Here is a 22,304-nt window from a genome sequence, read left to right as displayed (position 1 = left end):
GGCTAGAACCTGGATCTCAGCTGGATCACGGCGCCGCCGCCGGCATTCTGCATGGCGAGCGCGATCTCGGTGATGTGCAGCACGAACCGCGCCGGGAGCGGCGCCGGAACGCCCGCCCGGATCGCCGCGGCCTGGGCCGCGGGTCCGCGGGCGAAATCCATCTGCGACGGGTAGCTGGGCAGCTTGCCGCCGAAGCGGGGAGTCGGCAGCTTCCGACCGAGGAAGATCCGCCCGGGCAGGTAGCGCTGGATCCGGTGCAGCAGCCGGCCGAGCCGCCCGGGCGCCTCGCCGCTCGGCGAACGGAGATAGACCGGGCCCTGGCTGGCCCACGAATCGGTCACGGTCAGGACGCCCCGGTCGCCGATGATGTGCAGGGATCGGTCCTGCGGCGCGACGAGGCCGCAGGTGATCCGCGCGACGACGCCGGATCGGAACTCCAGGCACGCCGTCGAGAAGTCGTTGGCGACCGAGTCCGGGGGCTGGCCGGTGCCCTTGTCCGGGTACAGGCGCGACGCGAAGGCGGTCATGCGCTCGACCGGGCCGAACATCAGGCTCATCCAGGTCAGGTAGTAGCCGGCGTGCTCCAGGGTGCAGCCGACCCGGTACTCGTCCTCGGCCGGCCAGGGGGCGCCGGTCACGCTCCGCCATTCATGCACCGGCTCCCGGAACACCGGCCCGTCCTCCAGTTCGGCGTAGACGAGCCGGACCGACCCGACCTGGCCGGACGCGACGGCCTCCCGCACGGTCGCGCCCGCCTCGCCCAGGATGCTCGCGGGCGCGCCGCTCAGCGAGAGGCCCTTCGCCTCGGCGAGTTCCACCAGCGCTTCGGCCTGGGCGTACTCCATGGCGAGCGGCTTCTCGGAGTAGACGTGCTTGCCGGCCTCCAGGGCGGCCTTGGTCACGACGTAGTGACTGTGCGGATTGGTCAGATTCAGGATGAGGCCGATCTCCGGCTCGGCGAGCAGGGCCTCGAGGCTGTCGAAGGCGCGGGCGTTGTAGTGACGGCAGAAGACGGCGCGCCGCTCCGGGTCCCGGTCGTAGACGCCGGCGAGGCGCAGTTCGGGGTGGTTCACGAGGGTCGTCATGTAGAAGTCGGCGACGTAACCGCAGCCGACGATCCCGATCTGCATCTCTGTCCCTGAAGGTCATCCGCACCGGATTCGGGTCGTAGCGGCAGCGCTCCGTTCCGCGCCTTCATCAATTGGGCGTAGGATCGATGCGCCGAGAGCTCAGCGACGCTCTCCGGCGCCCGAATTCGGCGCCCATGTCTCGGCAGTACACGGCGCTCGGGCCGCAGGCGCCGACGCTATTCGGTCGAACGCGCGTTTAACGCTCCGTTTACCGTACGGTCCGACAGTTCCGGTGCAACCGGAGCCCCGTGGACAGCCATGCTCGATGTCGCCTTCTGGTGGTGTGTGGCCGTGGCTTTGACCGGATCGGTCGGCCTCGTCGGCCTGGCCGTCGTCGCCGGCCGGAGCGGCCGCTCGCAGCCGCGCGGCCTCAAGCTTACCCGGACCGAGCCCCTCGTGCTCCGTCACTTCGGGCGCGCGTAGGTCGGCATTCGACCGGCACCGGCGGAGTGTCCGGCGTCTCAGATCTTTAAGTTCGCGGTCGGGTCGGGTTCCCGCCGGGAAGATCCGTCGTGCCCAGGTCGCGCGAGGATCCCTGACCCTTAACCGGTTCACCCCGGTCGACGTAGCCGTCGGGCACCACCGCCTGGGATCCCTTCGATGGACGGCGGGTCGGGATCGGGCCGGTCGCGGTCACCGGAACGGACGTAACCGAGGTCGTCGACGGCAGGATCGCGTGCCTCCGGGTGCCGCTCGACCCGCCGACCGGTCGGGCTTGCCACGGTGCGACATCACGGTTTCCGCGGGTTCGATCTCAGGTGAGCCGCTTCCCTTCGCGGCGCCGGACGCTGCCGGTGTCAGGTCAGGGACAGCGATCGAGGTCCGGCCGCCTCACGATCTCACCCGGAGCACGATCTTGCCTCCGAGCCGACCCTCCTCGGAGCGCGCGTGGGCGCTGGCGAGCTCGTCGAGGGGAAACTCCAGGCCGACTCGCGGCACCACGAGGCCGCGCTCGAGGAGGCGCGTCACGGCGTCGAGCTTGCGGCCGTCCTGGCGCGAGAAGACGAAGTGGTAGGTGGCGTTCCGGCCCCAGGCGTCGATGAGGTTCTGAGGCGTCGCGGTGTCGACCAAGGTGACGACGCGCCCGTCCTCGCGGAGGATGCGCGGGGAGCGCGCGAGCGTGTCGCGGCCGATCGTGTCCAGGACGACGTCGACGCCCCTGCCCTCGGTCAGGCGATCGACGGTGTCCACATAGTCCGCGCGCTCGAAATCGATGACGGCGGAGGCGCCGAGCCGCTCGACGCGCGCCACGTCGCTGCCGCGCGCCGTCGCCAGGACCCGTGCCCCGATGGCCTTCGCGACCTGGACGGCGATCGCCCCGACGCCCCCGGCACCGCCGTGGACGAGGACGGTCTCTGTAACCTGCAATCGGGCCCGCTCGACCAGCCCTTCCCAGACGGTCACGCCGACGAGGCTGACGCTCGCGGCCTCGGAATGGGTGAGGTTGACCGGCTTGCGCGCGACGATGCCGGCATCCGCCACGTGGTACTCGGCGTACGATCCCGGACCGTCGAAGATCCGCGGCGTGTAATAGACCTCATCCCCCGCGCGGAACTCGGTCACGTCGGATCCGACCTGGTCGACGACGCCGGACACGTCGTGCCCGATGATGGCCGGCAGCGCGACCTGATCGGCGTAGTCGCCGCGGCGGATCTGGCAGTCGAGCGGGTTGATCGACGTGGCATGCACGGCCACGCGGACCTGCCGGGGTCCCGGCCGAGGGTCCGGCAGCTCCCGGAGCTCGAAGCTGTCCGGCCCCCCGAACTTCGTCAACACCATCGCCTTCAAGAGAGCCTCCCGTCCTGACCGGCCAACCTTGTGTCAGCCGGGCTGCGGGATGACGAACGCGTTCTCCTCACGGGGTCGATGAGCTACGTTCAGCCATGACGATGCGGAGATCGCTTCCCCCCCTCGCGGCGCTCCGGGCCTTCGAGGCGGCCGGGCGCCGCCTGAGCTTCCGCGCTGCCGCCGACGAGCTGGGTGTCACGGCGACCGCCATCAGTCATCAGATCCGGCTTCTCGAGCAGATCCTGGGGCTGCGTCTCTTCCACCGCGAGACGCGCCGGGTCCGGCTGACCGCCGAGGGCACCGTTCTGCTGCCCGTGCTGCGCGACGGTTTCGACGCGTTCGCCCGAGCCATCGATGAGATCCGCGGCCGGCACGCGGCCGGCGTTCTCACGCTCTCGGCCCCGACCGCCTTCGTGGCGAAGTGGCTCGTGCCCCGGCTCGCCGACTTCCGGGCCGCGCATCCCGGTTGCGATCTGCGACTGCACGCGTCCGACAGCCTGGTCGACTTCGCCCGCGACGGCGTGGACGTCGCCGTCCGATACGGGCCCGGTCCCTATCCCGGCCTCGACGCGCACAGGCTGGTGGTCGACCGGGTCGCACCCGCTTGCAGTCCGCGTCTCGCCATTCGATCCGAGAGCGATCTGGCCCGCCACCCCCTGCTGCACTTCGAGTGGCCCGACCTGACCGACGAGACGCCGAACTGGCCGGCCTGGCTGCGGAAGGCCGGGATCACCGATATCGATGGCGGTGCGGGCATCCGCTTCAGCGACGAAGGTCATGTCATCCAGGCCGCGATCGCCGGTCAGGGCATAGCACTGGTCTCGGTCGTACTGACCGTCGACGACTTGGCGAGCGGCACGCTGATTCAACCCTTCGGGCCCGTCCTCGACGCGCACCCCTACTGGGTCGTCCACCCGCGACATCCGGCCCAGGCGGGACGCGTCGGGGTGCTGATCGACTGGTTGCGCAACGCAGCCATCCGGTGACGCAGGACCATGTGGCGAGGTCTGTATGAAGGTTCGCGAGCGGCCATCCGTCGGCGGTTCGGCAATCTTTGTTCGGGGCGGGACCCGGCATCTCGACCATGATGCGGCGACCGTCCGAAGCGTTGGCCCAAACTCCCTGCTCGATCGCAGTGCTCGTCGTGGAGCGAAATTTTCGCCGATCGCCGGTAAATCTCGGCGTCATAGCAAGCCTAAACCCAGTGTCCGGTAAAACCGAAGCTTAAGTCAGAATGACAGGCGATGCTGTGTCGTAAAGGCGCGGATGAAGACCGTCGACGGGACCTGTTGCAAGCCCGCCAAGGCGGTCAACGACGAAGGAGTGCGAATCTGAGATCTTTCGCGATCGATCGCCATCGTGGACGGCCGTTGTGAACCGCCCGATAGGTTCCGCCGGCGACACGTGCCGACAGGCCCTGGAGTGCCTCCAGGCGCGTCTCAGTTCGATAGATCGCTTCGCGCTTCTCGAGCTGGTCAAGCGCGCTGCGAAAGAAAGCGGCCGCCCTTGCCCGATCGAAGAGTGGAAAATGCTCAGCCGTCGCTTCCGGAAGCCGCTCGACGATATCGATCATGGCGGTCGTGGCTTCCCTGTAGGGATCCAAGCCCCCAGCTACCGTCCTCCGACCCGCGCTCCGCTCGCGCTCACCGTTTCCGAACAGATTATGGGCGTGCTGCCGATAGCGGACCAGGGGTACATCGATCTCGACGGTCTGACCGACGACTTGCGCCAGGAACATTACCCAACGGTCGTGAGCGATCATCTCGCTGGGGACAATGAAATCGATGAAACGGTCATCGACATCCCACAGATCCAAGAGTTCCCGTCGAAAGACAATCGAAAATCCGAAGAACGTCAACCACGGATCGTAGGTGAGCGGTTTTCTGAGGCCGGTACGATGAATGCCTTGCCGAAAGACGCCAAGCTCGCGATTGCTGGGGTCGATAGTGATGGCCGTGTGGGCGATCATCGAGACGCTGCGATCGTCCAGATAGGGCGAGCAAAACTCGATCTTCTTCGTGTCCCAGATATCGTCCTGATCGCAGAAGGCGACGAATTTTCCACGCGCCAACCGAGCGGCTCTCAAGAAATTGCTTCGAAAGCCGAGCGCGGGCACGTTCTCATGGATTTTGAACTCGATTGCGCTGCCGCAAGAGAAATTTCGGACAATTTCCAGCGTGTCATCCGTAGATGCGTCGTCGGAAACGATGATCTCAAGAGGATGTACTGTTTGCCCGACGAGAGTTTCAAGCTGTTCGCGGATAAATCTCGATCCGTTATGCGTGGCAAGAACAACAGAAACACCATGTTCATATCGCATGATGATGTCCTGACGAAACGGATTGCTATCTTCTGCGGTCGGAGCAACAATCAGACCATCTCTCGGTCACGGGTGGCCTCTCGAGTTCTTGCTATCGGGTGAGCGCGTATTCATTTGGGGCCACAGTCTTAATCGAGCGGATTTGGATACAAATAAATGAACGGAGCTGTGGCGGCCGAAGCAGATATTCTGCTCCCTTCTCCCGGTAAGATGTCGACCAAGAACGTCTTTCTTAAACTCGAAAGTGGCGCTTTGCGCCGACGCGGAGGCTGTTGATTTATCATCTTAGTCGTCGGTACTGTCTATAGCCTTCGCCACAAAAAGCAAGAGCGCTAATGAAGTTCTTGTTCTGCACGTTCCGATCATTGACCTGTACCCGCCGGGGGCCGGAAGGGATATCGACGCGGCCGGATGACGGCGTGCGCTCCGACAGATCTGCGACGCCGAAGCTGACCGGCGGGAATCCACGCCACGTTGCCGACTCGCAAGCTACCCAACCCAGGCGTTCGGAGAGCGGTCGTTGCCTGCCGAAAGCCGCCACTTATCGATCGTCCAGCAACCTCGGATTGAAGGCGCGGTTGGCATCCCACTAAGGAATCCCATTCGCCCCGTGGTCTCGGTAGCCGGATCGAGCGAGAAGGCGATCATGATAGGCCGAGACGGCGGGATAGCTCGGGCGCTCCATTGGCGTCATGCGCCAACGGTTTACGGACAAGCCGAGAACGACATCCGCCAACGTGAAGGCTCCTCCGGCCACATAAGCTCCGGTTGAGGAAAGATGGTGGTCAAGGATCCCCATATTCGCGTTCCAGGCCTCGACCCCCGCCACTATCCGGTCTGGATCGGCGTAGGCCGGATCACGACGAACGAGGCCGAGGAAAGCCGCCCGCCAAGACGCGTTCAACTCGGTCGCTTGCCAGTCCATCCATTGTTCAACCAGAGCGCGTCCACGCGGGTCAGCAGGGAGCAGATCCGTCCGAGCGGCGCTCGCAGCGAGGTAGCGGCAGATCGTATTTGACTCCCACAAGGCCCCTGTCGCGTCTTCAATCACGGGCACGAGGCCGTTCGGGTTGCGAGCCAGAAATTCCGGGGGATCCGTTGCTTGGAAGCCGCTGCCGTAATCCTGGCGATCGTAATCCAATCCGATCTCGGCACAGGTCCAAAGCACCTTGCGAACATTGATCGAGCTGGCCTTGCCGAGAATGCGGATCATGGGAGCGGGTTAGCCAACGCTGGAATGATGAAGAGACGACCACAGAGGGCGTGGTTGCATCTTCCACCCGCGGAGTTAACCGCCCTTGTCCCAAGTGCGCAAAGCGGATGCAGCGAGCGACCTCGAGAGGATCTCGAGCGATGTCCAAGGCTACGCCCGCTTCGATGCGTCCACAATCCAGATGCGGTCGGGCAGGGAACCATTCATCTGAGACGTTGGGGAGAGCCATGCGCGGCGGCAGAAGCTGGCCGAAAGATGCCGGTCTGCTCCGGAGTGAAACTGCCGGAAAAGCCGACACCTCCTGTCGCGCGTCGTCAGAACACCGCGTGGTCGCCGCGCTCGGCGACCGCCTCGCCACGGACCACGCGCGCATAGTAGTCGAAGAGCGTCTCCGATCCCGTCGACGGAGTGGCCTGGGCATCGTATCGCCCGGTCGCCGGGTCCAGGACGAGCATGGACTCCGTCGCGTAGTAGCGCCCGATCCGCGCGAGTTCGGCCTTGGCGGCCAGGGCCGGCACCCATCGGCCCATCGTCGTCAGAACGGCGACGATCGCGTCCAGCAGCACGACCGGAATGTGCGTGAAGCGCGGTTCGCGCCCCAGAAGGGCGAAGAGCCGCTCGCCCTGCGCGCGCGGCGTGATCGCCTCGCCCGGGCCGCCGATCGGCAGAACGCGATTGCGGCGGTCCCCATCGTCGAGGCAGTCCGCGAGATAGCGGCCAAGGTCGTCGTCGCTGATCGGCTTGCAGGCCGTCAAGGTCCCGTCCCCGAACACCAGAAATGGCTTGCCGCGTTTCACGCGTTCGATCTGTCCCGAGAGCGATTTGAAGAAGGCGGTGGGCCGAACGATCGTGTAGTCGAGCCCCGATGCGATCAGCTCTGCCTCGAAGGCGCGCTTGGCGTGCTGAAAAGCGAGGATCGGCTTCTGGACGCAGATCGCCGACAGAAGCACGACATGCGTGACGCCGGCCGTCCGGCCCGCGTGCAAGGCCTCGACCTGCGCGCCGTAATCGATCGCCCAGGCATCGTCGGGCAGCCCCGTGCGCGAGGCGAGGCACGACACCAGGGCGTCGAAGCGTTCGCCGCGGACACCGTCGCGCGCCAGCGACACCGTGTCGGTCAGATCCACGATGCGCGCGGTAGCGCCTGAGGGGATTGCGGTTTCGGCAGGGCGCCTGACGAGGCAGACGACCTCGTGGCCGCGCGAGACCAGTGCCCGAACCGTTGCCCGGCCGATTGTGCCGGTCGCTCCCAGGAAGAGGACACGGCGCGGCCTCACACCGTCCGGTCGATCCGCTTTCATGATCGCTTCATCACGACGTTCAACCATCCTAGCGCGACGGCGACGCTTGCGCTGCCCCGTCGAACGGCGAAAGAGAAGATACGACGGGATTGGCAGAATGATCCGCGTCAATCTTGACGTTCAGCTGCGCGAGACCGCCTGTCCAGTGTCGACCCTTGGCCTGAGGTGGCTTCCGCTCTCCACCCCAGGCAGTCGCGAAGCCGGACGGTGCGCACCCTGTAAGCGCGCAACCGGCAGTTCGCTCACTTGCGTCGCGCAACGCGGGGTGCGCAACGCGAACTTGCTGGCGCCCTCCCTGACGAGCCCGCGCTACGCCGCAGGAAGGTGGCGGGCGGGTTCGGCACGCGCCAGCGGGGCAGTTCCAGCGCGCCTTCGAGGAACCGTCGACCGCGGACAGGACGCCGGCGCAGGCCGGGACCGGGGTGGCGAAGTAGGCCGAGAATCTGGCCAAGCGAATGCCGGACGCCGGATGCCGGGCGCAGCGGCGCCGAAGGTGGTGGCCTGCGGTAGACCGGCGAGGCGGAGAGCGTCACGATTCCCGGTCAGTGGGGTGCAGATCCCCGACGACGTAGCCGACGGCCTGCAGGGCTGATCGTTAGCCGCGCCCCTTGGCCGCGAACCCCCAGACCGGCCGTCTCGAGAACGGTCTCTTCGTCTCGCGATCGGCTTCGAGCCGGTCAACGCGAGGGCGATTCGAACGGCACCACCGTCGCCATAGGCTGAACGATTCCGGTCGTCGCTACACTGACCGGTCGACCAAATGTCTGTGCCCAACTCAACTGAATGACGCAGATTCTTTCTTGTCCAACAGATCGTCTCCGAGATATCTCAATACGTCGACGTTTAGAGAAGCCGATCCAGCGCACGACCGGATGCGCGCACTTGTCACGTGAACCAAGCGATTGCCCGATTTGATACCGAACGCGGGTCGAGCATTTGCACTTTTGTCTCACGATGCACATGGAATGCGGCTCCCTCCGGCAGCAGTGAGGGGCCACTGCAGAATTCAGCCGGACGAGCTGGATCTATATTTCCATACGCTGAGCCTCGATGTCGGCCAGATGATAATTCAGTAATAATTTACCCGTCGATGATGATATAACATTGTTCGCTTGAGCTAGAATCGCGGCCAATGCGCGGGCCTGCAACTAAATAACGTCGCGCGGTGATACATTCGAGCGCGAATGGTGGTCTCCCACAGGCGAAATGCTCGACGGTCCCGCGACGAACTCTTTATTTCTGGACCAGCGAGACGCCTGCTCAGATCAGTCACCCTCGGGGTGCACCGGGATGCGCACCGCCGTTGCTGCCCCCCTCGATAGCGCTGTCGCCGAGGGAAAAGGCTGCGGGTGAGGTCAGGCTGACCGGTTTTCATCGCTGCGGGCTGATCCGAGCGTTTACCGATCGGCCGCGTTTCGGTCACCGACGGCGGCACCGGGTTGATCTGCGGGACCCGCATCCGCCGTCGGACTGGAAGCGTGCCGAGTGCGCCAGTGGCGTCGAGACCGGCCGGAAATGGAGAAGCCCGCGGCGCCCACGGCAGCGCTCACGAGGACTGTCTGCGCGATCGAGGGCGACATCCCGCGCGAGGGCGACGAGATCGACCGGCTTCCCGGAAGCATGGACTATGACCGGACCGTGATCGACACGGGCTCCGGCGAGCGCTTACTCTGCCGCGAGGTCGAGGCCGCGGGCTGGCGCGCGGCGCGCGGGTGATGGACGCGCCCGTTTCTGAACTTCCCTCGACGTCAACCGTTCCTGTGCCACAGCAATCGCAGGGACGACTTCATGACTCGCACGCTCGCGGCGCTCGCAGGAGCCTTGTCCATCGCCCTGGCCGCGCCGGTCTCAGCGCAAACGGTGACGGGCGGCGCGGGAAACACCGGGGTCGCCCCGCCGGCGACAACCGGAGGTGCCGGCCCGGGTGCCCGGGATCTCGGACCGAGCGCGGTCACCCGTGGAAATGAGGCCAACCCGAGCAACTCGTCGATCCCGGGCACGACGCCGGGCGTCAACATTGGCGGTACCCCCACGGGCGGGCCGCCCGGTACTGGCGGCACGTCGGGCGGCCCGTCCCTCGGTCGGTAAGCCCGCTCGGCCCCGCCCCGATCTGCTCACGGGGCGGGGGAGCGCCTGATCTCACCAGCGTGTGAGCCGAGCCGATACGCAACGCGGCCCGGCGGCAGGTTCGCGGCCCGCGGTTACCGGGCGGTATCCCATGCACCGAAAGCAAGTTTTAAGATTACCGTTCTATAAGTCTGACATCGCATTGCGTTCCGATGTTGACCATGACCCTCGCGCTGTTGGCCGTCCTGATTGCCGGGGCGCTGTGTCTCGGAATGATCTCCGCGTTCCTGCCGTTTCAGCGTCCGCGCGAGGAGATCGAGTTGGCAGAGTTCACCGACGACGAATTCTTCGACATCGGCGGCCCGATCATCGATTTGCAGGCGACGCGCTAAGGGCGCTCGACACGGACTCGCCATTCATCGGTCGGCGGGGCATCGACAGGCGCGCCACGGCGCGCCGGGCAGGTCAAAGCGAGAGGTGCTTCGTGGACCCCCAGCCATTCACCATCGACACCGAGGCCCAGGCTCAGACGTACCTGACCGATCTCCTCAACAATCCGAAGAACCGGTCGATGAGCGAGATCGCGAGACACTGCGCCCTGCGAGTCCGCAATCCGAAGATCAAGGCGTTCTTTCTGACCGAGGGCGCGAAGATGCTCGCCGAGATGAAGGCCTAGGGGCGAGACAAGAAGGCTCCGACCGGCGAACCGGGCGGCCCGTCCGGATTCGAGCCCCGGCGGGCGTGCAGCGGCAGCGAGAACGTCCCGCGCGGCGGTGCCGTCGGGGCTGAAGGCGGTAGCCTCGAGGGCATGCCGAGGCCCGGTCGACGCGTGGGCAGGCGGGACGGTTTAAGCCTCCGACGAGGACGGCGCCCGGCCTGCGTCCAGGCTGACCTGACCGGCCGCCTTCGGACCGAGCTGATCGAGAGGATCTGCCAGGACCGGAGGAGCCGCACAGGCGGCGCAGTCGGACGACGCGCGCGGAGCAGGTCGCGCCGAAGCTGCACCAGATCGAGGTGCAGACAGCCCGGGGCAAGAACTTGGCGCTTGCGTGCGCGGAAGCGGAGATCTCTGAGCAGAGTGCCTCACGCTGGCGCAAGGCGTACGCCGGTCTCCGAGTCGATCAGGCTCGGAAGATGAAGGATCCGGAGCGCGAGAAGGCTCAGCTGCGGCGGCTCGTGGCCGATCTGACCTTGAAGAAGCAGATGTTGGCGGACGTGGCGGCCGGAGCCTCGTAGCATCCGAACGACGCCGCTAGGCGGTTGCAGACATCCAAGAGAGGTACGGTCTTCCGGAACGCCACGCCTGCCGGACCGTCGACCAGCACCGCGGCACGCGACGCGATGTGCCCTCCGTGTCGGCCGAAGAAGACGCGTCGACCCCTGCCATCATCACCCTGGCATCCGAGTGCGGGCGCTGCGGCTGCTGCCGTGTCACCGCACTGCTGCGAGCGGATTGCTGGCAAGCGGGCCAGGATCGGGTTCGGCGCATCGGGCGTCGCGAAAGGCTCGAGGTCCCGCAGAATCCCTTTGACCAGGGAGGGCGTAACGACCGCGCGTCGCGACGGCCGGGAGATCGGCGCTGACACAGGCAACGCCCCGGGCTTCGAGGACCTCGCGTGGGCCCCGGGCCTCGCCGACCGCCGGCTCGGGATGCGCGGCCCGATTGTCCAAGAAAGCCTCGCTTGGCACACGGGAAGGCCGTTGACGATAGATGACGATCATAATAGATTATGGGCGTCATATCAAACCGTAGAGGGCCCGCGGGGGAGCCGGCGATGGATGCGGACTGGTCATCGTACGCACCGGCCTGGCCGGCCCGGATTTCCGTGACCCTGAAGCCAGCCTTGGTCCTGGCCTCCGAGGTCGCGCCGGCCGCGGGGATGGTCGAGGGTAGCGGCGCCGAGATCGAGGGCCTTGCGCAGTTCGGAGGCCCCATCGGCGTGACCATCGTCGACGCCAACATCCAGGTCTCGGATGGCCGGCCGGGGCTCCTGGCCAATCCCCCCGAAGCCGGACGAGGGGGCCCGACCTCCCGAGTCCGCTCCTCGGACATCGCGTAGCCGGCCGCCGAAGCTGTCACGGACGAGGAAGCCTTCATGGACATCAGGACGCGCCGACTGCTGACGGCCCCTCTCCTGCCGACGCTGGCCCGGATGGCCGTGCCGAATGTCGCGGTCATGGTCGTCCAGACCTCCATCGGCCTGATCGAGACCTACTTCGTCGCCGAGCTCGGCACCGACGCCCTCGCCGGAATGGCGCTCGTCTTCCCGGTGGTCATGCTCGTCCAGATGCTGTCCGCGGGCGGCATGGGCGGCGGCATCCAGTCGGCGGTCTCGCGCACCCTGGGCGCTGGTCGGCAGGACGCGGCGGGTCTGCTCGCGTGGCACGCCGCCGCCATCGGCCTCGGCCTCGGCGCGGTGACCAGCCTGCTCGCCTTGACCCTGGGACCGCGCCTCTACGCGGCGATGGGCGGTACAGGTGCCTCGCTCAGCGCCGCGACGGCCTACGCGACCGTCGTGTTCGGCGCGGCGATCCTGATCTGGCTGTTCAACGCGCTGGCGGCGGTGATCCGCGGGACCGGCAACATGGCGCTCCCGGCCGGCGTCACCTGCGCCGGGGCCGTCCTGCTGATCCCGCTCTCGCCCGCGCTGATCTTCGGGTGGGGGCCGTTCCCCCGCCTCGGGGTCGTGGGCGGCGGTGTCGCCTTCGCCGCCTACTACGCCGTCGGCGCCACCGTCTTCGCCGCCTACATCTGGTCCGGCCGGGGTGTCCTGCGCCCGAGCCCTCGCCCGCCGAGGCTGACCTGGGCGCCGTCCCGCGAGATCCTGCGCGTCGGCCTGCTCTCCGGCATCGCCAGCATGACCTCCAACGTCACCGTCATCGCCGCGACCGGCTTCGTCGGGACGGCGGGACCGGCGGCGGTGGCGGGGTACGGGACCGGCGCGAGGCTGGAGTACCTGCTGGTCCCCCTGGTGTTCGGGCTCGGCTCGCCGATCGCCGCCCTCGTCGGGACCGCCCTCGGGGCCGGGATGCACGCACGCGCCCGTCAGGCCGCGCTGACCGGCGCCCTCGTGGCGGGTGTCCTGACGGAGGCCATCGGCCTCACGGCCGCCCTCCATCCTGCCGGGTGGCTCGGCCTGTTCGGGCACGATCCGGCGATGCTCGCCACCGGCTCGACCTACCTGCGCGTCGTCGGACCGTTCTACGGATTCTTCGGGGCCGGCCTCGCCCTCTACTTCGCGGCCCAGGGGGCCGGGCGTGTCGGCTGGCCGCTCGCCGCGAGCGTCCTTCGGATGGCCGTGGCCCTGGGGGGAGCCTGGATCGCGGCGAGGCTCGGGCTGGGCTTGGTCGGGATGTTCGTTGCCCTCTCGGCCGGCTTCGTCGCCATGGGCCTCGTCAACGCGGCCGCCTTCGCGACCGGCCGGATGTTCCTGGCGGAGCCCGCGCCGAGCACATCCCCGGTTCCGCCGGGCCTGACGGCGGCCGCCAATTCGGGGCGCTGAGACGAGGCCTGCGACGCGGACGAGGCCGATGGGTGCCGGCGCCTCCGAGGCGAACGGCGTCCGCGTCCCGGGGCCGCGTCTCCTTCGGGATGAGCGGGGCGCCCGCCCATCTCGAGGCGACGGTGCTGGGAGCACCCGAGGAGCAGTTCGGCAGGATCCTCGAACCGACCGACCCGCGCTCGCGATCCGTGACGGAGATCGCCGATGAATCCTCCGAGACCCTGGACCGGATTGGCGAGGCCCTCGGATCTGGCTTGCTTTCAAAAATGATGATCATAATTTATATTGGGTCGCAGCGGGCAAGGTGCCGCGTGGATCGGAGGGCGATATGAGCAAGGGCAGCATCAAGACCGCGGTGGTCACAGGCGCCTCGTCCGGCATCGGGCTGGAGACGGCGAAGGCCCTTCAGGCTGCGGGCTACCGCGTATTCGGGACCAGCCGGAGGGCGTCTCCGGCCGTGGACGGCGGGATGGCCACCATCGTCTGTGACGTCACCGATGAGAGATCGGTCACTGAGATGGTCGAGACCGTCTTCGGCGAGACGGGGAGGATCGACCTCCTCGTGAACAACGCCGGCTTCGGCATCAGCGGCGCGGCCGAGGAATCGTCGGTCTCGCAGGCTCAGGCCATGTTCGACGTGAACCTGTTCGGCGTCATCCGGACGACCCGCGCCGTGCTTCCCCTGATGCGCGCGCAGAAGGGTGGCCGGATCGTCAACGTCAGCTCTGTCCAGGGCCTGATCCCGGCCCCCTACATGGCGCTCTACGGCGCCAGCAAGCACGCCGTCGAAGGCTACTCCGAGTCGCTGGACCACGAGGTTCGTGGGCAAGGGATCCGGATCGTGCTCGTCGAGCCCGCCTTCACCCGGACGGCCTTCGACCGGAACCTCGTGCGCCCCGACGCGCCGCTCGGCATCTACGAGGCGGAGCGCGCCGGTCGGGACCGGTTCCTGAGCGAGGTCATGAAGTCCGCCGATGCGCCCGAGGTCGTGGCGAAGGTCATCGTCGAAGCCGCCACCGCGACGAGCCCGAAGCGCCGTTACACGGCGGGCCCCAAGGCGAAGCAGGTCAGCCTGCTGCGCCGCTTCGTGCCGGCCACCGCCTTCGACAAGAGCTTCCGCAAGGAGATGCGCCTCCCGCAGGTCCCGTGATCACGAGTCCGGAGAGGTCGCGGATCCGGCGCGTGTCGGCGTGCAGGGGTTGAGATCGGCCGGGCGCCAGCGCCGTCGATCCTGACCCTCCGCGCCGCGTCGCGCGATGGCGAGTTTGGGCAGCGCGGAAGGGAGTTCTCACCAGGCACACCGACAGCACCCGCAGCTCCGCACCGCTTCGTCGACGTGTGGTGGAATGATCCGATCTGGCCAAGGCAGGGCGAAGCCTGGACGGCCGCGCCTACCTGCGGGCGCTGAAAGTCGGGGAGGCGCGCCTCCGCCGCCGGCCGCGCTGCTGGGGATCCAAGTCGATCGCCTCGTCAGAGAGCTCGGCGGCCTCGCGAAGCGCCGAGACGGTCGGGTTCGAGGCCATGGGCTTCGGCGACCCTTCGCCGCCAAGAATGCACCGACCGAGAATAGACCGTGGGTGGCTCTGGTGGCCCATAGTGCCCACGTGCACCGCGCGTTCCGCATTTGCTCGCGGACTGACCAGCGATCGTTCCAGGACAGAGCCTTGTTGCCCAAAGGCTTGAATGGTCGGAGTGGCGGGATTCGAACCCACGACCCCTAGTCCCCCAGACTAGTGCGCTAACCGGGCTGCGCTACACTCCGACGCCGCTAGGGCTCGCGGCTCTTAGCCTCCGCGCCGCGCCCGCGCAAGCCCTTCGGCGCGCGCGGGCCGCGCGGATGTGCTGGCTCTCGCGGGTCAGGCCCGCTACGGGGAGGCCTCGCCCCCGCGATTGCCAGAGGATCATGACGGACCGACCGATCGCCTTCGATCTCACGCGCCTCGTCACGCGGCTGCGCCACGCGAGCCCGTCGGGCATCGACCGCGTCGACCTCGCCTACGCGCGCGCCTATCTCGGCCGGGCGGAGACGGGCGTCGGCGTCGTCTCCACGGCGTTCGGGCCGCGCATCCTCGACCGCGCGCAGGCGCTGGAGATCGTCGAGGCCGTGGCGGCCGGCTGGGTCGAGGACCGGGACGCCGGGTCGGACTCGGTCTACCGGCGGCTCGCGTCCCGGTGCGGCGGTCCCGCCGCCGCGCCGCCCCCGCTCGCCGCGCCGCAGGCCGGGTCCGCCGAGAGGCGGCGGATCCAGGCGCGCAAGACCGTCGACATCGCGCTGCGCGGCCGGTCGGTCGCGGTCCTGCCCCGGGACGCGCTCTACCTGCACACCTCGCACCTGCGCCTCGACGACCCGCGGCGGTTCGACTGGCTCTATACCCGCCGGGACGTGCGGGCGGCGTTCTTCGTCCACGACCTCATCCCGATCACCCATCCGGAATACGGCCGGTCGGGCGAGGCCGACCGCCACCGGGCGCGCCTGCGCACGATCGGGCGGCACGCCTCCGCCATCCTGGTGAATTCGGAGGATACCGGCCGCCGCACCCTCGCGCACGTCGCCGCCGAGGGGTTCGGACGGCCGCCGGTGGCCGTGGGCCATCTCGGCGTCGAGCCCGCCTTCGGGCGCGACGGGCCGCGGTTCACGCCCGACCGGCCGACCTTCCTGGTCTGCGGCACCATCGAGTCGCGCAAGAACCACCTGCTGCTGTTCCAGATCTGGCGGCTCCTCGCCGAGCGCCACGGGGCGGCCGCGCCCCGGCTCGTCGTGGTCGGGCGCCGGGGCTGGGAGGCCGAGAGCGCCATCGACATGCTGGAGCGCTGCCCCGGCGTGCGCGCCCACGTCATCGAGGCCTCGGGCCTGTCCACACACGGTCTGGCGGCGCTCATGCGCAGCTGCACCGCCCTGCTGATGCCGTCCTTCACCGAAGGGTACGGGATCCCCGTCGTCGAGGCCGCGGCCTCCGGGCTGCCGGTCGTCGCCTCCGACATCGCCGTCCATCGCGAAATCGCCGACGGGTTCGCGCTGTTCCGCGATCCCCTGGACGGTCCGGGCTGGATCGAGGCGATCGAGGCGCTCGCGCGCGCCGGCGCGCCCCTCCGGTCCGAACTGGTCGGTCGTCTCGACGGGTATCGGCCGCCGGACTGGCCCGCGCATTTCGCCGCCGTGGCGCCGACGCTGGCGGCGCTCTGAAAGGGGCGGCCAGTGTGCGCTCCGGGCCGGCAACGGTCGGCCCGCCTGACGGCCGGACGCCGGTTGCGCACCGGCCGCGCGCCGACAACGCACGTTGCGCCGCCGGGGTCTGACGAATAAGGAAAAGCGTCAGTCAACCAGCCTGGCCGAGAGCGGGCGGAACGGAGATCCTGCCGATGCGGGTGGTCGACCTCGATCGCGAGACGGTCAAGCGCGGGCTCGATGACGGCTCGATGCTGGTCATCGATGTCCGGGAGCCGCATGAATACGAGGCCGGGCACATCCCCGGCGCCGTCTCGCACCCGCTCTCCAGCTTCGATCCGCAGGCGGTCGCGGCCCTCGTGGCTGAGGACGGCCGGCGGGCGGTCTTCTCGTGCGCCTCGGGCGTCCGCTCCGTCCACGCGCTGATGGCCGCGCAGAACGCCGGGCTCGACCTCGTCGAACATTACAAGGGCGGCTTCAAGGACTGGTACAGCGCGGGCGAAACCGTCGCCTGATCTGCCGTTTCATCCGGCTCGCGAGCCCGTGATGTGCGTTCGCGCACAAGCAACAACGTCTACCGCGGGTTACGGCGCACCCGCGGCGGAACAATCGTCAAGCTCGGCACGACCGGACGGTCGGCCAACGGACAGCAGGACCCGATGCGCAGCCGGCTTCCCAGCCTTCTCACCGTATTGTCAGGCCTGATCGCGGGTCTCGCGGCAGGCCCCCTCGCGACCCCCGCCCGCGCGCAGGCGCCGGGCGGCCCGCCGCCCAAGGTGACCGTGGCCAAGCCCGTGGTGCGCCAGATCGTCGAGCAGGATCAGTATACCGGCCGCTTCGACGCGATCGAGTACGTGGAGGTCCGCGCCCGGGTCACCGGCTACCTCGAGAAGATCAACTTCGTCGACGGCCAGACGGTGAAGAAGGGCGACGTCCTGTTCGTGATCGACCGGCGCCCCTACAAGGCGGCGCTGGAGCAGGCCCAGGCGGCCCTGGCCTCCGCCAAGGCGCGCCAGTCCTTCTCGCAGACGGACCTGGAGCGCGCGCAGACCCTGTCCCGCAGCGGCAACATCTCCGAGCAGGTCACCGACCAGCGCCGGCAGGCCTCGCAGACCGCCCAGGCCGACGTCGACAGCGCCCAGGCCGCTCTCAACAATGCCCAGCTGAACTACGACTTCAGCGAGGTGAAGGCGCCGATCAACGGCCGCATCAGCCGCCGCCTGGTGACCGAGGGCAACATCGTCAGCGCCGACCAGACCATGCTGACGACGATCGTGTCCCTCGACCCGATCTATTTCAGCTACACCGTCGATGAGAAGTCGTTCCTCAAGTACCAGAACAGCCTCGGCATCGGCATGGGCCAGACCCAGCAGGGTAAGGGCGTGCCGATCCTGATCGCCCTGTCGGGGGAAGCGAAGCCCACCCGCAAGGGCACGCTCGACTTCGTCGACAATCGCGTCGACAACGCCACCGGCACGATCCTGCTGCGCGCGACCGTCCCGAACCCCGACCTGTTCATCAAGCCCGGCCTGTTCGGCATCGTCTCGATGCCGGCGACCAAGCCGTTCCAGGGCATCCTGCTGCCCGACGACGCCGTGGCTGCCAACCAGGACAAGCGGATCGTCTACATCGTCGGGCCCGAGAACGTGATCCAGCAGAAGGACGTCGTGCTGGGACCGAAGGTCGACGGCTACCGGGTGATCCAGTCAGGGCTGAAGGGCGACGAGACCGTGGTGGTCAACGGCCTGTCCCGTGTCCGTCCGGGCGCGAAGGTCACCCCCGAGACGATCGAATTGCCCCCGAGCAAGACCTGAGCCCCCGGGGCTCGACACGAACGCCTTCGTGCGCGCCGCGCGGCGCGCCCCGCACCGACGACGCAGGGCCCCGTCCGGGAGACCGGCGGGCCTCAGAGGTTTGACCGATGCGTTTCGCCCATTTCTTCGTCGACAGACCGATCTTCGCGTCCGTCACGTCGATCGTCTTCCTGATCCTCGGCTTCGTGGCCTACGAGAGCCTGCCGGTCTCGCAGTACCCCGAGATCGTGCCGCCGACCGTGACGGTGCGCGCCTCCTATCCGGGCGCCAACGCCGAGACCGTGGCCGCCACGATCGCGACGCCGATCGAGCAGGAGGTCAACGGCGTCGACAACATGCTCTACATGACGTCGTTGTCGACCAACGACGGCAACATGCTGCTGACCGTGACCTTCAAGGTCGGCACCAACCTCGATATCGCCAACGTGCTGGTGCAGAACCGGCTCTCGGTGGCGCAGCCGCGCCTGCCGCCGGACGTGCGCAACCTCGGCGTCACGGTCCGCAAGGCCTCGCCCGACCTGATGCTGGTCGTGCACCTGCTCTCGCCGAACAAGACCTACGACCAGAACTACCTCGCCAACTACATCTACCTGAACATCCGCGACGAGCTGCTGCGCCTCGACGGCGTCGGCGACATCACGATCTTCGGCGGTAACGAGTACGCGGAGCGCGTCTGGGTCGACCCGAACAAGCTGGCCGCCTACGGCCTCTCGGTCACCGACGTCACGACGGCCCTGCAGGAGCAGAACGTGCAGGTGGCCGCCGGCCAGCTGAACGGTCCGCCGGCCGCCAAGGGCGAGGCGTTCCAGCTCGTCGTGCAGTCGCAGGCCCGGTTCAAGACGCCCGAGCAGTTCGCCGAGGTGATCATCAAGGCGCAGGACGGGCGCCTCGTCCGGGTCAAGGACATCGCCCGCGTCGAGATGGGCCAGAAGGACTACACGACCAACTCGTTCCTCAATGACACGCCCGCGGTCGGCATCGGCGCCTTCCAGCGGCCGGGCACCAACGCGCTCGACGCGGCGGCGTCGGTCAAGAAGGTGATGGAGGAGGTCAAGAAGAACTTCCCGCCGGACGTCGAGTACCGCATCGCCTACAACCCGACGGAGTTCATCGAGGAATCGATCCACGAGGTCTACAAGACCCTGTTCGAGGCGGTCGGCCTCGTGGTCATCGTGGTGCTGGTGTTTCTCCAGAGCTGGCGGACCGCCCTGATCCCGGTCATCGCGATCCCGGTCTCGCTGATCGGCACCTTCGCGGCGATGGCCGCCTTCGGCTTCTCGCTGAACAACCTGACCCTGTTCGGGCTGGTGCTCGCGATCGGCATCGTGGTCGACGACGCGATCGTGGTGGTGGAGAACGTCGAGCGCAACATGGCCGAGGGCCTGTCGCCGGGCGACGCCGCCCACAAGACCATGGACGAGGTCGGCGGCGCGGTCATCGCCATCGCGCTGGTGCTCGCCGCGGTGTTCGTGCCGACGGCGTTCATCCCGGGCATCTCGGGCCAGTTCTACAAGCAGTTCGCGCTCACCATCGCGGCATCGACCCTGATCTCGGCCTTCAACTCGCTGACCCTGTCGCCGGCGCTCTGCAAGCTGCTGCTGGTGCCCCACCACGCCCGCAAGGAGCCGAAGTTCTTCCTGACCCGGTTCGTGAACTGGCTGGCGAACGGCTTCAACCGCGCCTTCGACGCCACGTCGAACGCCTACGGCCGGACGATCCGGGTGCTCACCGGCGGGATCGTGGGCTTGGGCGTGATGCTGCTGGTCTACGCCGCGGTGATCGCCGGGACGCTGCATCTCGCGCAGACGACCCCTACGGGCTTCATCCCGGACCAGGATCAGGGCTACCTGATCGGCGTCGTCCAGCTCCCGTCCGGCTCCTCCCTCGACCGCACCACGGAGGTGTGCCTGCGCGCCGCCAAGCAGGCCCGGACGGTCGACGGCGTGGCCAACGCGGTGATCATCGCGGGCTTCGACGGCGCGACCTTCACCAACACGACCAATGCCGGCGTGATGTTCCTGACCCTCAAGGGGGCGAAGGAGCGCGCGGAAGTGGGTCGGAGCGCGGCCGTCATCACCGGCGACGTGCTGAAGGCGACCTCGGACATCCAGGAGGCGCGGGTCATCGTCATCCCGCCCCCGCCCGTCCGCGGTCTCGGCAACGGCGGCGGCTTCAAGATGCAGATCGAGAGCCGCCAGTCCTCGGATATCGGCCCGCTCATGGCCGCCGCCGGCGAGGTGATCGCCCAGGCGAACCAGAGCGCGGACGTGCAGCGCGTCTTCACGACCTTCGACAACTCGACGCCGCAGCTCTTCCTCGACATCGACCGCACCATCGCGCGGATGCTGAACGTGCCGCTGGCCAACGTGTTCTCGTCGGTCCAGGCGGATCTCGGCGGCACCTACGTCAACGACTTCAACACCCTGGGCCGCATCTACCAGGTGCGCCTGCAGGGCGACGCGGCGTTCCGCACGTCGGTGCAGGACATCTCGCAGATCAAGGTGCGCTCCTCCACCGGCGCCCTAGTGCCGATGGGCACCCTCGCCTCGGTGCGGGACGTGACCGGTCCGCAGATCGTGCAGCGGTTCAACCTGTACTATTCGGTCCCGGTGCAGGGCGTGGCCAAGCCCGGCGTCTCCACCGGACAGGCGCTCACCGCCATGGAGGAGATCGCCAAGAAGGCGCTGCCCGACGGCTACTCGTACGACTGGACCGAGATCGCCTACCAGCAGAAGGCGGCGAGCGGCACGGCCGGCGCGGTCTTCGCCCTCGGCGTGCTGCTGGTCTTCCTCGTGCTCGCCGCGCAGTACGAATCCTGGGCGCTGCCGCTCGCGATCCTGCTGGTGGTGCCGACCGGCGTGCTCGCCGCGCTCGCGGGTGTGCAGTTCCGGGGGCAGGACAACAACATCCTGACCCAGATCGGCCTGATCGTGCTCATCGGCCTCGCGGCGAAGAACGCGATCCTGATCGTCGAGTTCGCGCACGACATCGAGCAGCGGGAGCATCGCGGCCCGGTCGAGGCGGCGGTCGAGGCCTGCCGTCTCCGCCTGCGCCCGATCCTGATGACCGCCTTCGCGTTCATCCTCGGCACCCTGCCGCTGGTCGTGGCGACCGGCCCCGGCGCCGAGATGCGCCAGGCGCTCGGCACCGCGGTGTTCTTCGGGATGATCGGCGCGACCTTCTTCGGCCTGTTCCTGACCCCGGTCTTCTACGTGGTGATCCGCCACTTCTCGATCTGGCTGGGCCGGTTCCGGAAGAAGCACACGCACGGCGATCCCGGCGGCGCCGCCCCGGCCCACGGCTGACGGCACACGCCCCCGGGCCGCGGAACGATGGAAGCCGCGCCGGATCCGCGAGGATCGGGCGCGGCTTCCGCGCGACGGGCGGGGGCACCCGGTGTAGAGGCTCGCGGCATGCACGCCCTCGGTCGCCTGATTCTCGGGGCCTTCGCCCTCCTGCTCGCTGTCCCCACGGGGCTCGCGGTCCTGGTCCTGGCGCTGCTCGTCGACCCGGCCGCGCAGGCCTGGCTGACCGGCGGGGCGCTCGCCGGACTCGACATGGCCCTGTCGGACCTCTCGGCCGGGCTGCCGCCGGAGGGGCTCGCCCTGCTCCTCGCCGGCCTCGCCAAGGCGCTGTTCGCGCTGCTGTTCGTACCCCCGGCCGTGATCGGCCTCGGCGGTGAGATCCTCGGGCGCCGCGGCCTGCTGTGGTACGGCGCCGGCTGCGGGCTGCTCACCGCCGCCCTCCCCTGGCTGACGCGCGGCGCGCTCCGGTCCGGCGGCGCCCGCGACGCCGCCCTCCTCGCGGGCGAGGCGCGCCTGACGCTGATCCTGTTCGCGGTCGGTGCCAGCGCCGGCCTGGTCTACTGGCTGGTCGCCGGGCGCGGCGCGGGGCTCGTCCGGGACGGGCATCGCCCCGAGGGGACCTGACGCCGCCCGGCACGTCGCCCTTGGCCGCGGACACGCGGGCGCGCTACAGGGGAGCCGCCACGACACGGTTCCC

The 22,304-nt window shown here is 68.2% G+C and carries 18 protein-coding genes, 1 tRNA gene and 1 pseudogene; 14 read left to right on the top strand and 6 right to left on the bottom strand.

Annotation, left to right across the window (positions count from 1 at the left end; genetic code table 11):
- Window positions 1-2: 2 nt before the first annotated feature.
- On the bottom strand, window positions 3-1,130 hold the full coding sequence (locus BMY19_RS07460) for a Gfo/Idh/MocA family protein (RefSeq protein ID WP_056527789.1): 1,128 nt from the start codon (window positions 1,128-1,130) through the stop codon (window positions 3-5).
- 258 nt (window positions 1,131-1,388) lie between these two features.
- Here BMY19_RS07460 and BMY19_RS30825 point away from each other — a divergent pair, with 258 nt between their 5' ends.
- Window positions 1,389-1,553 carry a hypothetical protein gene (locus tag BMY19_RS30825; RefSeq protein ID WP_165923078.1) on the top strand — a complete coding sequence of 55 codons (165 nt, stop codon included), beginning with the start codon at window positions 1,389-1,391 and terminating at the stop codon, window positions 1,551-1,553.
- Between the two features lie 408 nt (window positions 1,554-1,961).
- Here BMY19_RS30825 and BMY19_RS07455 read toward each other — a convergent pair whose 3' ends face one another.
- Window positions 1,962-2,918, bottom strand: coding sequence for a zinc-dependent alcohol dehydrogenase family protein (locus BMY19_RS07455; protein ID WP_100251318.1), 957 nt, complete (start codon window positions 2,916-2,918; stop codon window positions 1,962-1,964).
- Window positions 2,919-3,013: 95 nt separating this feature from the next.
- On the opposite strand from BMY19_RS07455, the gene gcvA reads away from it, so the two are divergent.
- Entirely contained in the window at window positions 3,014-3,904 is an 891-nt protein-coding gene (gene gcvA / locus BMY19_RS07450) for a transcriptional regulator GcvA (RefSeq protein ID WP_100251317.1), read from the top strand.
- Window positions 3,905-4,227: 323 nt separating this feature from the next.
- Here gcvA and BMY19_RS07445 read toward each other — a convergent pair whose 3' ends face one another.
- From BMY19_RS07445 to BMY19_RS07435, 3 genes are all read right to left on the bottom strand, one after another.
- Window positions 4,228-5,238, bottom strand: a complete 1,011-nt coding sequence (locus BMY19_RS07445; RefSeq protein ID WP_100251316.1) for a glycosyltransferase — start codon at window positions 5,236-5,238, stop codon at window positions 4,228-4,230.
- A gap of 589 nt (window positions 5,239-5,827) precedes the next feature.
- A complete protein-coding gene (locus tag BMY19_RS07440; RefSeq protein WP_100251315.1) occupies window positions 5,828-6,451 on the bottom strand; it encodes a glutathione S-transferase family protein in 624 nt (207 codons plus the stop codon).
- A gap of 314 nt (window positions 6,452-6,765) precedes the next feature.
- Window positions 6,766-7,752 (bottom strand): NAD(P)H-binding protein, encoded by a 987-nt coding sequence (locus BMY19_RS07435; protein ID WP_042672400.1) that lies wholly within the window; start codon window positions 7,750-7,752, stop codon window positions 6,766-6,768.
- Between the two features lie 1,515 nt (window positions 7,753-9,267).
- Here BMY19_RS07435 and BMY19_RS07425 point away from each other — a divergent pair.
- The 7 genes and pseudogenes from BMY19_RS07425 to BMY19_RS07395 all read left to right on the top strand — a co-directional run bounded on the left by BMY19_RS07425 (window position 9,268) and on the right by BMY19_RS07395 (window position 14,472).
- Window positions 9,268-9,468, top strand: coding sequence for a nuclease (locus BMY19_RS07425; RefSeq protein ID WP_100251313.1), 201 nt, complete (start codon window positions 9,268-9,270; stop codon window positions 9,466-9,468).
- A gap of 572 nt (window positions 9,469-10,040) precedes the next feature.
- Window positions 10,041-10,211 carry a hypothetical protein gene (locus tag BMY19_RS30820; RefSeq protein ID WP_170855082.1) on the top strand — a complete coding sequence of 57 codons (171 nt, stop codon included), beginning with the start codon at window positions 10,041-10,043 and terminating at the stop codon, window positions 10,209-10,211.
- 92 nt (window positions 10,212-10,303) lie between these two features.
- A complete protein-coding gene (locus tag BMY19_RS07415; RefSeq protein ID WP_020095026.1) occupies window positions 10,304-10,495 on the top strand; it encodes a hypothetical protein in 192 nt (63 codons plus the stop codon).
- Between the two features lie 254 nt (window positions 10,496-10,749).
- Window positions 10,750-11,336 (top strand): annotated as a pseudogene (locus tag BMY19_RS31255) (transposase); the annotation flags it as partial.
- Between the two features lie 309 nt (window positions 11,337-11,645).
- Complete coding sequence (locus tag BMY19_RS07410) at window positions 11,646-11,879, top strand: hypothetical protein (protein WP_139215622.1); 234 nt, start codon at window positions 11,646-11,648, stop codon at window positions 11,877-11,879.
- 36 nt (window positions 11,880-11,915) lie between these two features.
- The gene (locus BMY19_RS07405; protein ID WP_100251310.1) at window positions 11,916-13,322 is read left to right on the top strand and encodes an MATE family efflux transporter; all 1,407 of its coding nucleotides are present in this window, start codon (window positions 11,916-11,918) and stop codon (window positions 13,320-13,322) included.
- 328 nt (window positions 13,323-13,650) lie between these two features.
- A complete protein-coding gene (locus tag BMY19_RS07395) occupies window positions 13,651-14,472 on the top strand; it encodes an oxidoreductase (protein WP_100251308.1) in 822 nt (273 codons plus the stop codon).
- A 534-nt stretch (window positions 14,473-15,006) separates the two neighbouring features.
- On the opposite strand, the gene BMY19_RS07390 is transcribed toward BMY19_RS07395, so the two are convergent.
- Window positions 15,007-15,084 (bottom strand) — tRNA-Pro (locus BMY19_RS07390).
- A gap of 141 nt (window positions 15,085-15,225) precedes the next feature.
- Between BMY19_RS07390 and BMY19_RS07385 the strand changes: the two genes are divergently transcribed.
- The 5 genes from BMY19_RS07385 (at window position 15,226) to BMY19_RS07365 (ending at window position 22,231) form a co-directional block, all read left to right on the top strand.
- Window positions 15,226-16,506 (top strand): glycosyltransferase family 4 protein, encoded by a 1,281-nt coding sequence (locus BMY19_RS07385; RefSeq protein WP_100251307.1) that lies wholly within the window; start codon window positions 15,226-15,228, stop codon window positions 16,504-16,506.
- A gap of 176 nt (window positions 16,507-16,682) precedes the next feature.
- Window positions 16,683-17,003: a rhodanese-like domain-containing protein gene (locus BMY19_RS07380; protein WP_100251306.1), complete on the top strand. Its 321-nt coding sequence runs from the start codon at window positions 16,683-16,685 to the stop codon at window positions 17,001-17,003.
- Between the two features lie 144 nt (window positions 17,004-17,147).
- Entirely contained in the window at window positions 17,148-18,302 is a 1,155-nt protein-coding gene (locus tag BMY19_RS07375; protein WP_100251305.1) for an efflux RND transporter periplasmic adaptor subunit, read from the top strand.
- 107 nt (window positions 18,303-18,409) lie between these two features.
- Window positions 18,410-21,607: an efflux RND transporter permease subunit gene (locus tag BMY19_RS07370; protein ID WP_056530065.1), complete on the top strand. Its 3,198-nt coding sequence runs from the start codon at window positions 18,410-18,412 to the stop codon at window positions 21,605-21,607.
- A 108-nt stretch (window positions 21,608-21,715) separates the two neighbouring features.
- Complete coding sequence (locus BMY19_RS07365; RefSeq protein ID WP_100251304.1) at window positions 21,716-22,231, top strand: hypothetical protein; 516 nt, start codon at window positions 21,716-21,718, stop codon at window positions 22,229-22,231.
- The last annotated feature ends 73 nt before the right edge of the window (window positions 22,232-22,304 follow it).

The sequence above is a fragment of the Methylobacterium sp. UNC300MFChir4.1 genome, assembly GCF_900110155.1.
Lineage (GTDB): Bacteria > Pseudomonadota > Alphaproteobacteria > Rhizobiales > Beijerinckiaceae > Methylobacterium.
Note: the sequence above shows the minus strand (reverse complement) of the source record. Positions and strands in the feature narration are given on the sequence as shown.

Bases quoted from the DNA above. Each gene is read 5' to 3' on its own strand.
- BMY19_RS07460 (WP_056527789.1), bottom strand. From the start codon at position 1,130: ATGCAGATCGGGATCGTCGGCTGCGGTTACGTCGCCGACTTCTACATG.
- BMY19_RS30825 (WP_165923078.1), top strand. From the start codon at position 1,389: ATGCTCGATGTCGCCTTCTGGTGGTGTGTGGCCGTGGCTTTGACCGGA.
- gcvA (WP_100251317.1), top strand. From the start codon at position 3,014: ATGACGATGCGGAGATCGCTTCCCCCCCTCGCGGCGCTCCGGGCCTTC.
- BMY19_RS07445 (WP_100251316.1), bottom strand. From the start codon at position 5,238: ATGCGATATGAACATGGTGTTTCTGTTGTTCTTGCCACGCATAACGGA.
- BMY19_RS07440 (WP_100251315.1), bottom strand. From the start codon at position 6,451: ATGATCCGCATTCTCGGCAAGGCCAGCTCGATCAATGTTCGCAAGGTG.
- BMY19_RS07435 (WP_042672400.1), bottom strand. From the start codon at position 7,752: ATGAAAGCGGATCGACCGGACGGTGTGAGGCCGCGCCGTGTCCTCTTC.
- BMY19_RS07425 (WP_100251313.1), top strand. From the start codon at position 9,268: ATGGAGAAGCCCGCGGCGCCCACGGCAGCGCTCACGAGGACTGTCTGC.
- BMY19_RS30820 (WP_170855082.1), top strand. From the start codon at position 10,041: ATGACCCTCGCGCTGTTGGCCGTCCTGATTGCCGGGGCGCTGTGTCTC.
- BMY19_RS07405 (WP_100251310.1), top strand. From the start codon at position 11,916: ATGGACATCAGGACGCGCCGACTGCTGACGGCCCCTCTCCTGCCGACG.
- BMY19_RS07395 (WP_100251308.1), top strand. From the start codon at position 13,651: ATGAGCAAGGGCAGCATCAAGACCGCGGTGGTCACAGGCGCCTCGTCC.
- BMY19_RS07385 (WP_100251307.1), top strand. From the start codon at position 15,226: ATGACGGACCGACCGATCGCCTTCGATCTCACGCGCCTCGTCACGCGG.
- BMY19_RS07380 (WP_100251306.1), top strand. From the start codon at position 16,683: ATGCGGGTGGTCGACCTCGATCGCGAGACGGTCAAGCGCGGGCTCGAT.
- BMY19_RS07375 (WP_100251305.1), top strand. From the start codon at position 17,148: ATGCGCAGCCGGCTTCCCAGCCTTCTCACCGTATTGTCAGGCCTGATC.
- BMY19_RS07370 (WP_056530065.1), top strand. From the start codon at position 18,410: ATGCGTTTCGCCCATTTCTTCGTCGACAGACCGATCTTCGCGTCCGTC.
- BMY19_RS07365 (WP_100251304.1), top strand. From the start codon at position 21,716: ATGCACGCCCTCGGTCGCCTGATTCTCGGGGCCTTCGCCCTCCTGCTC.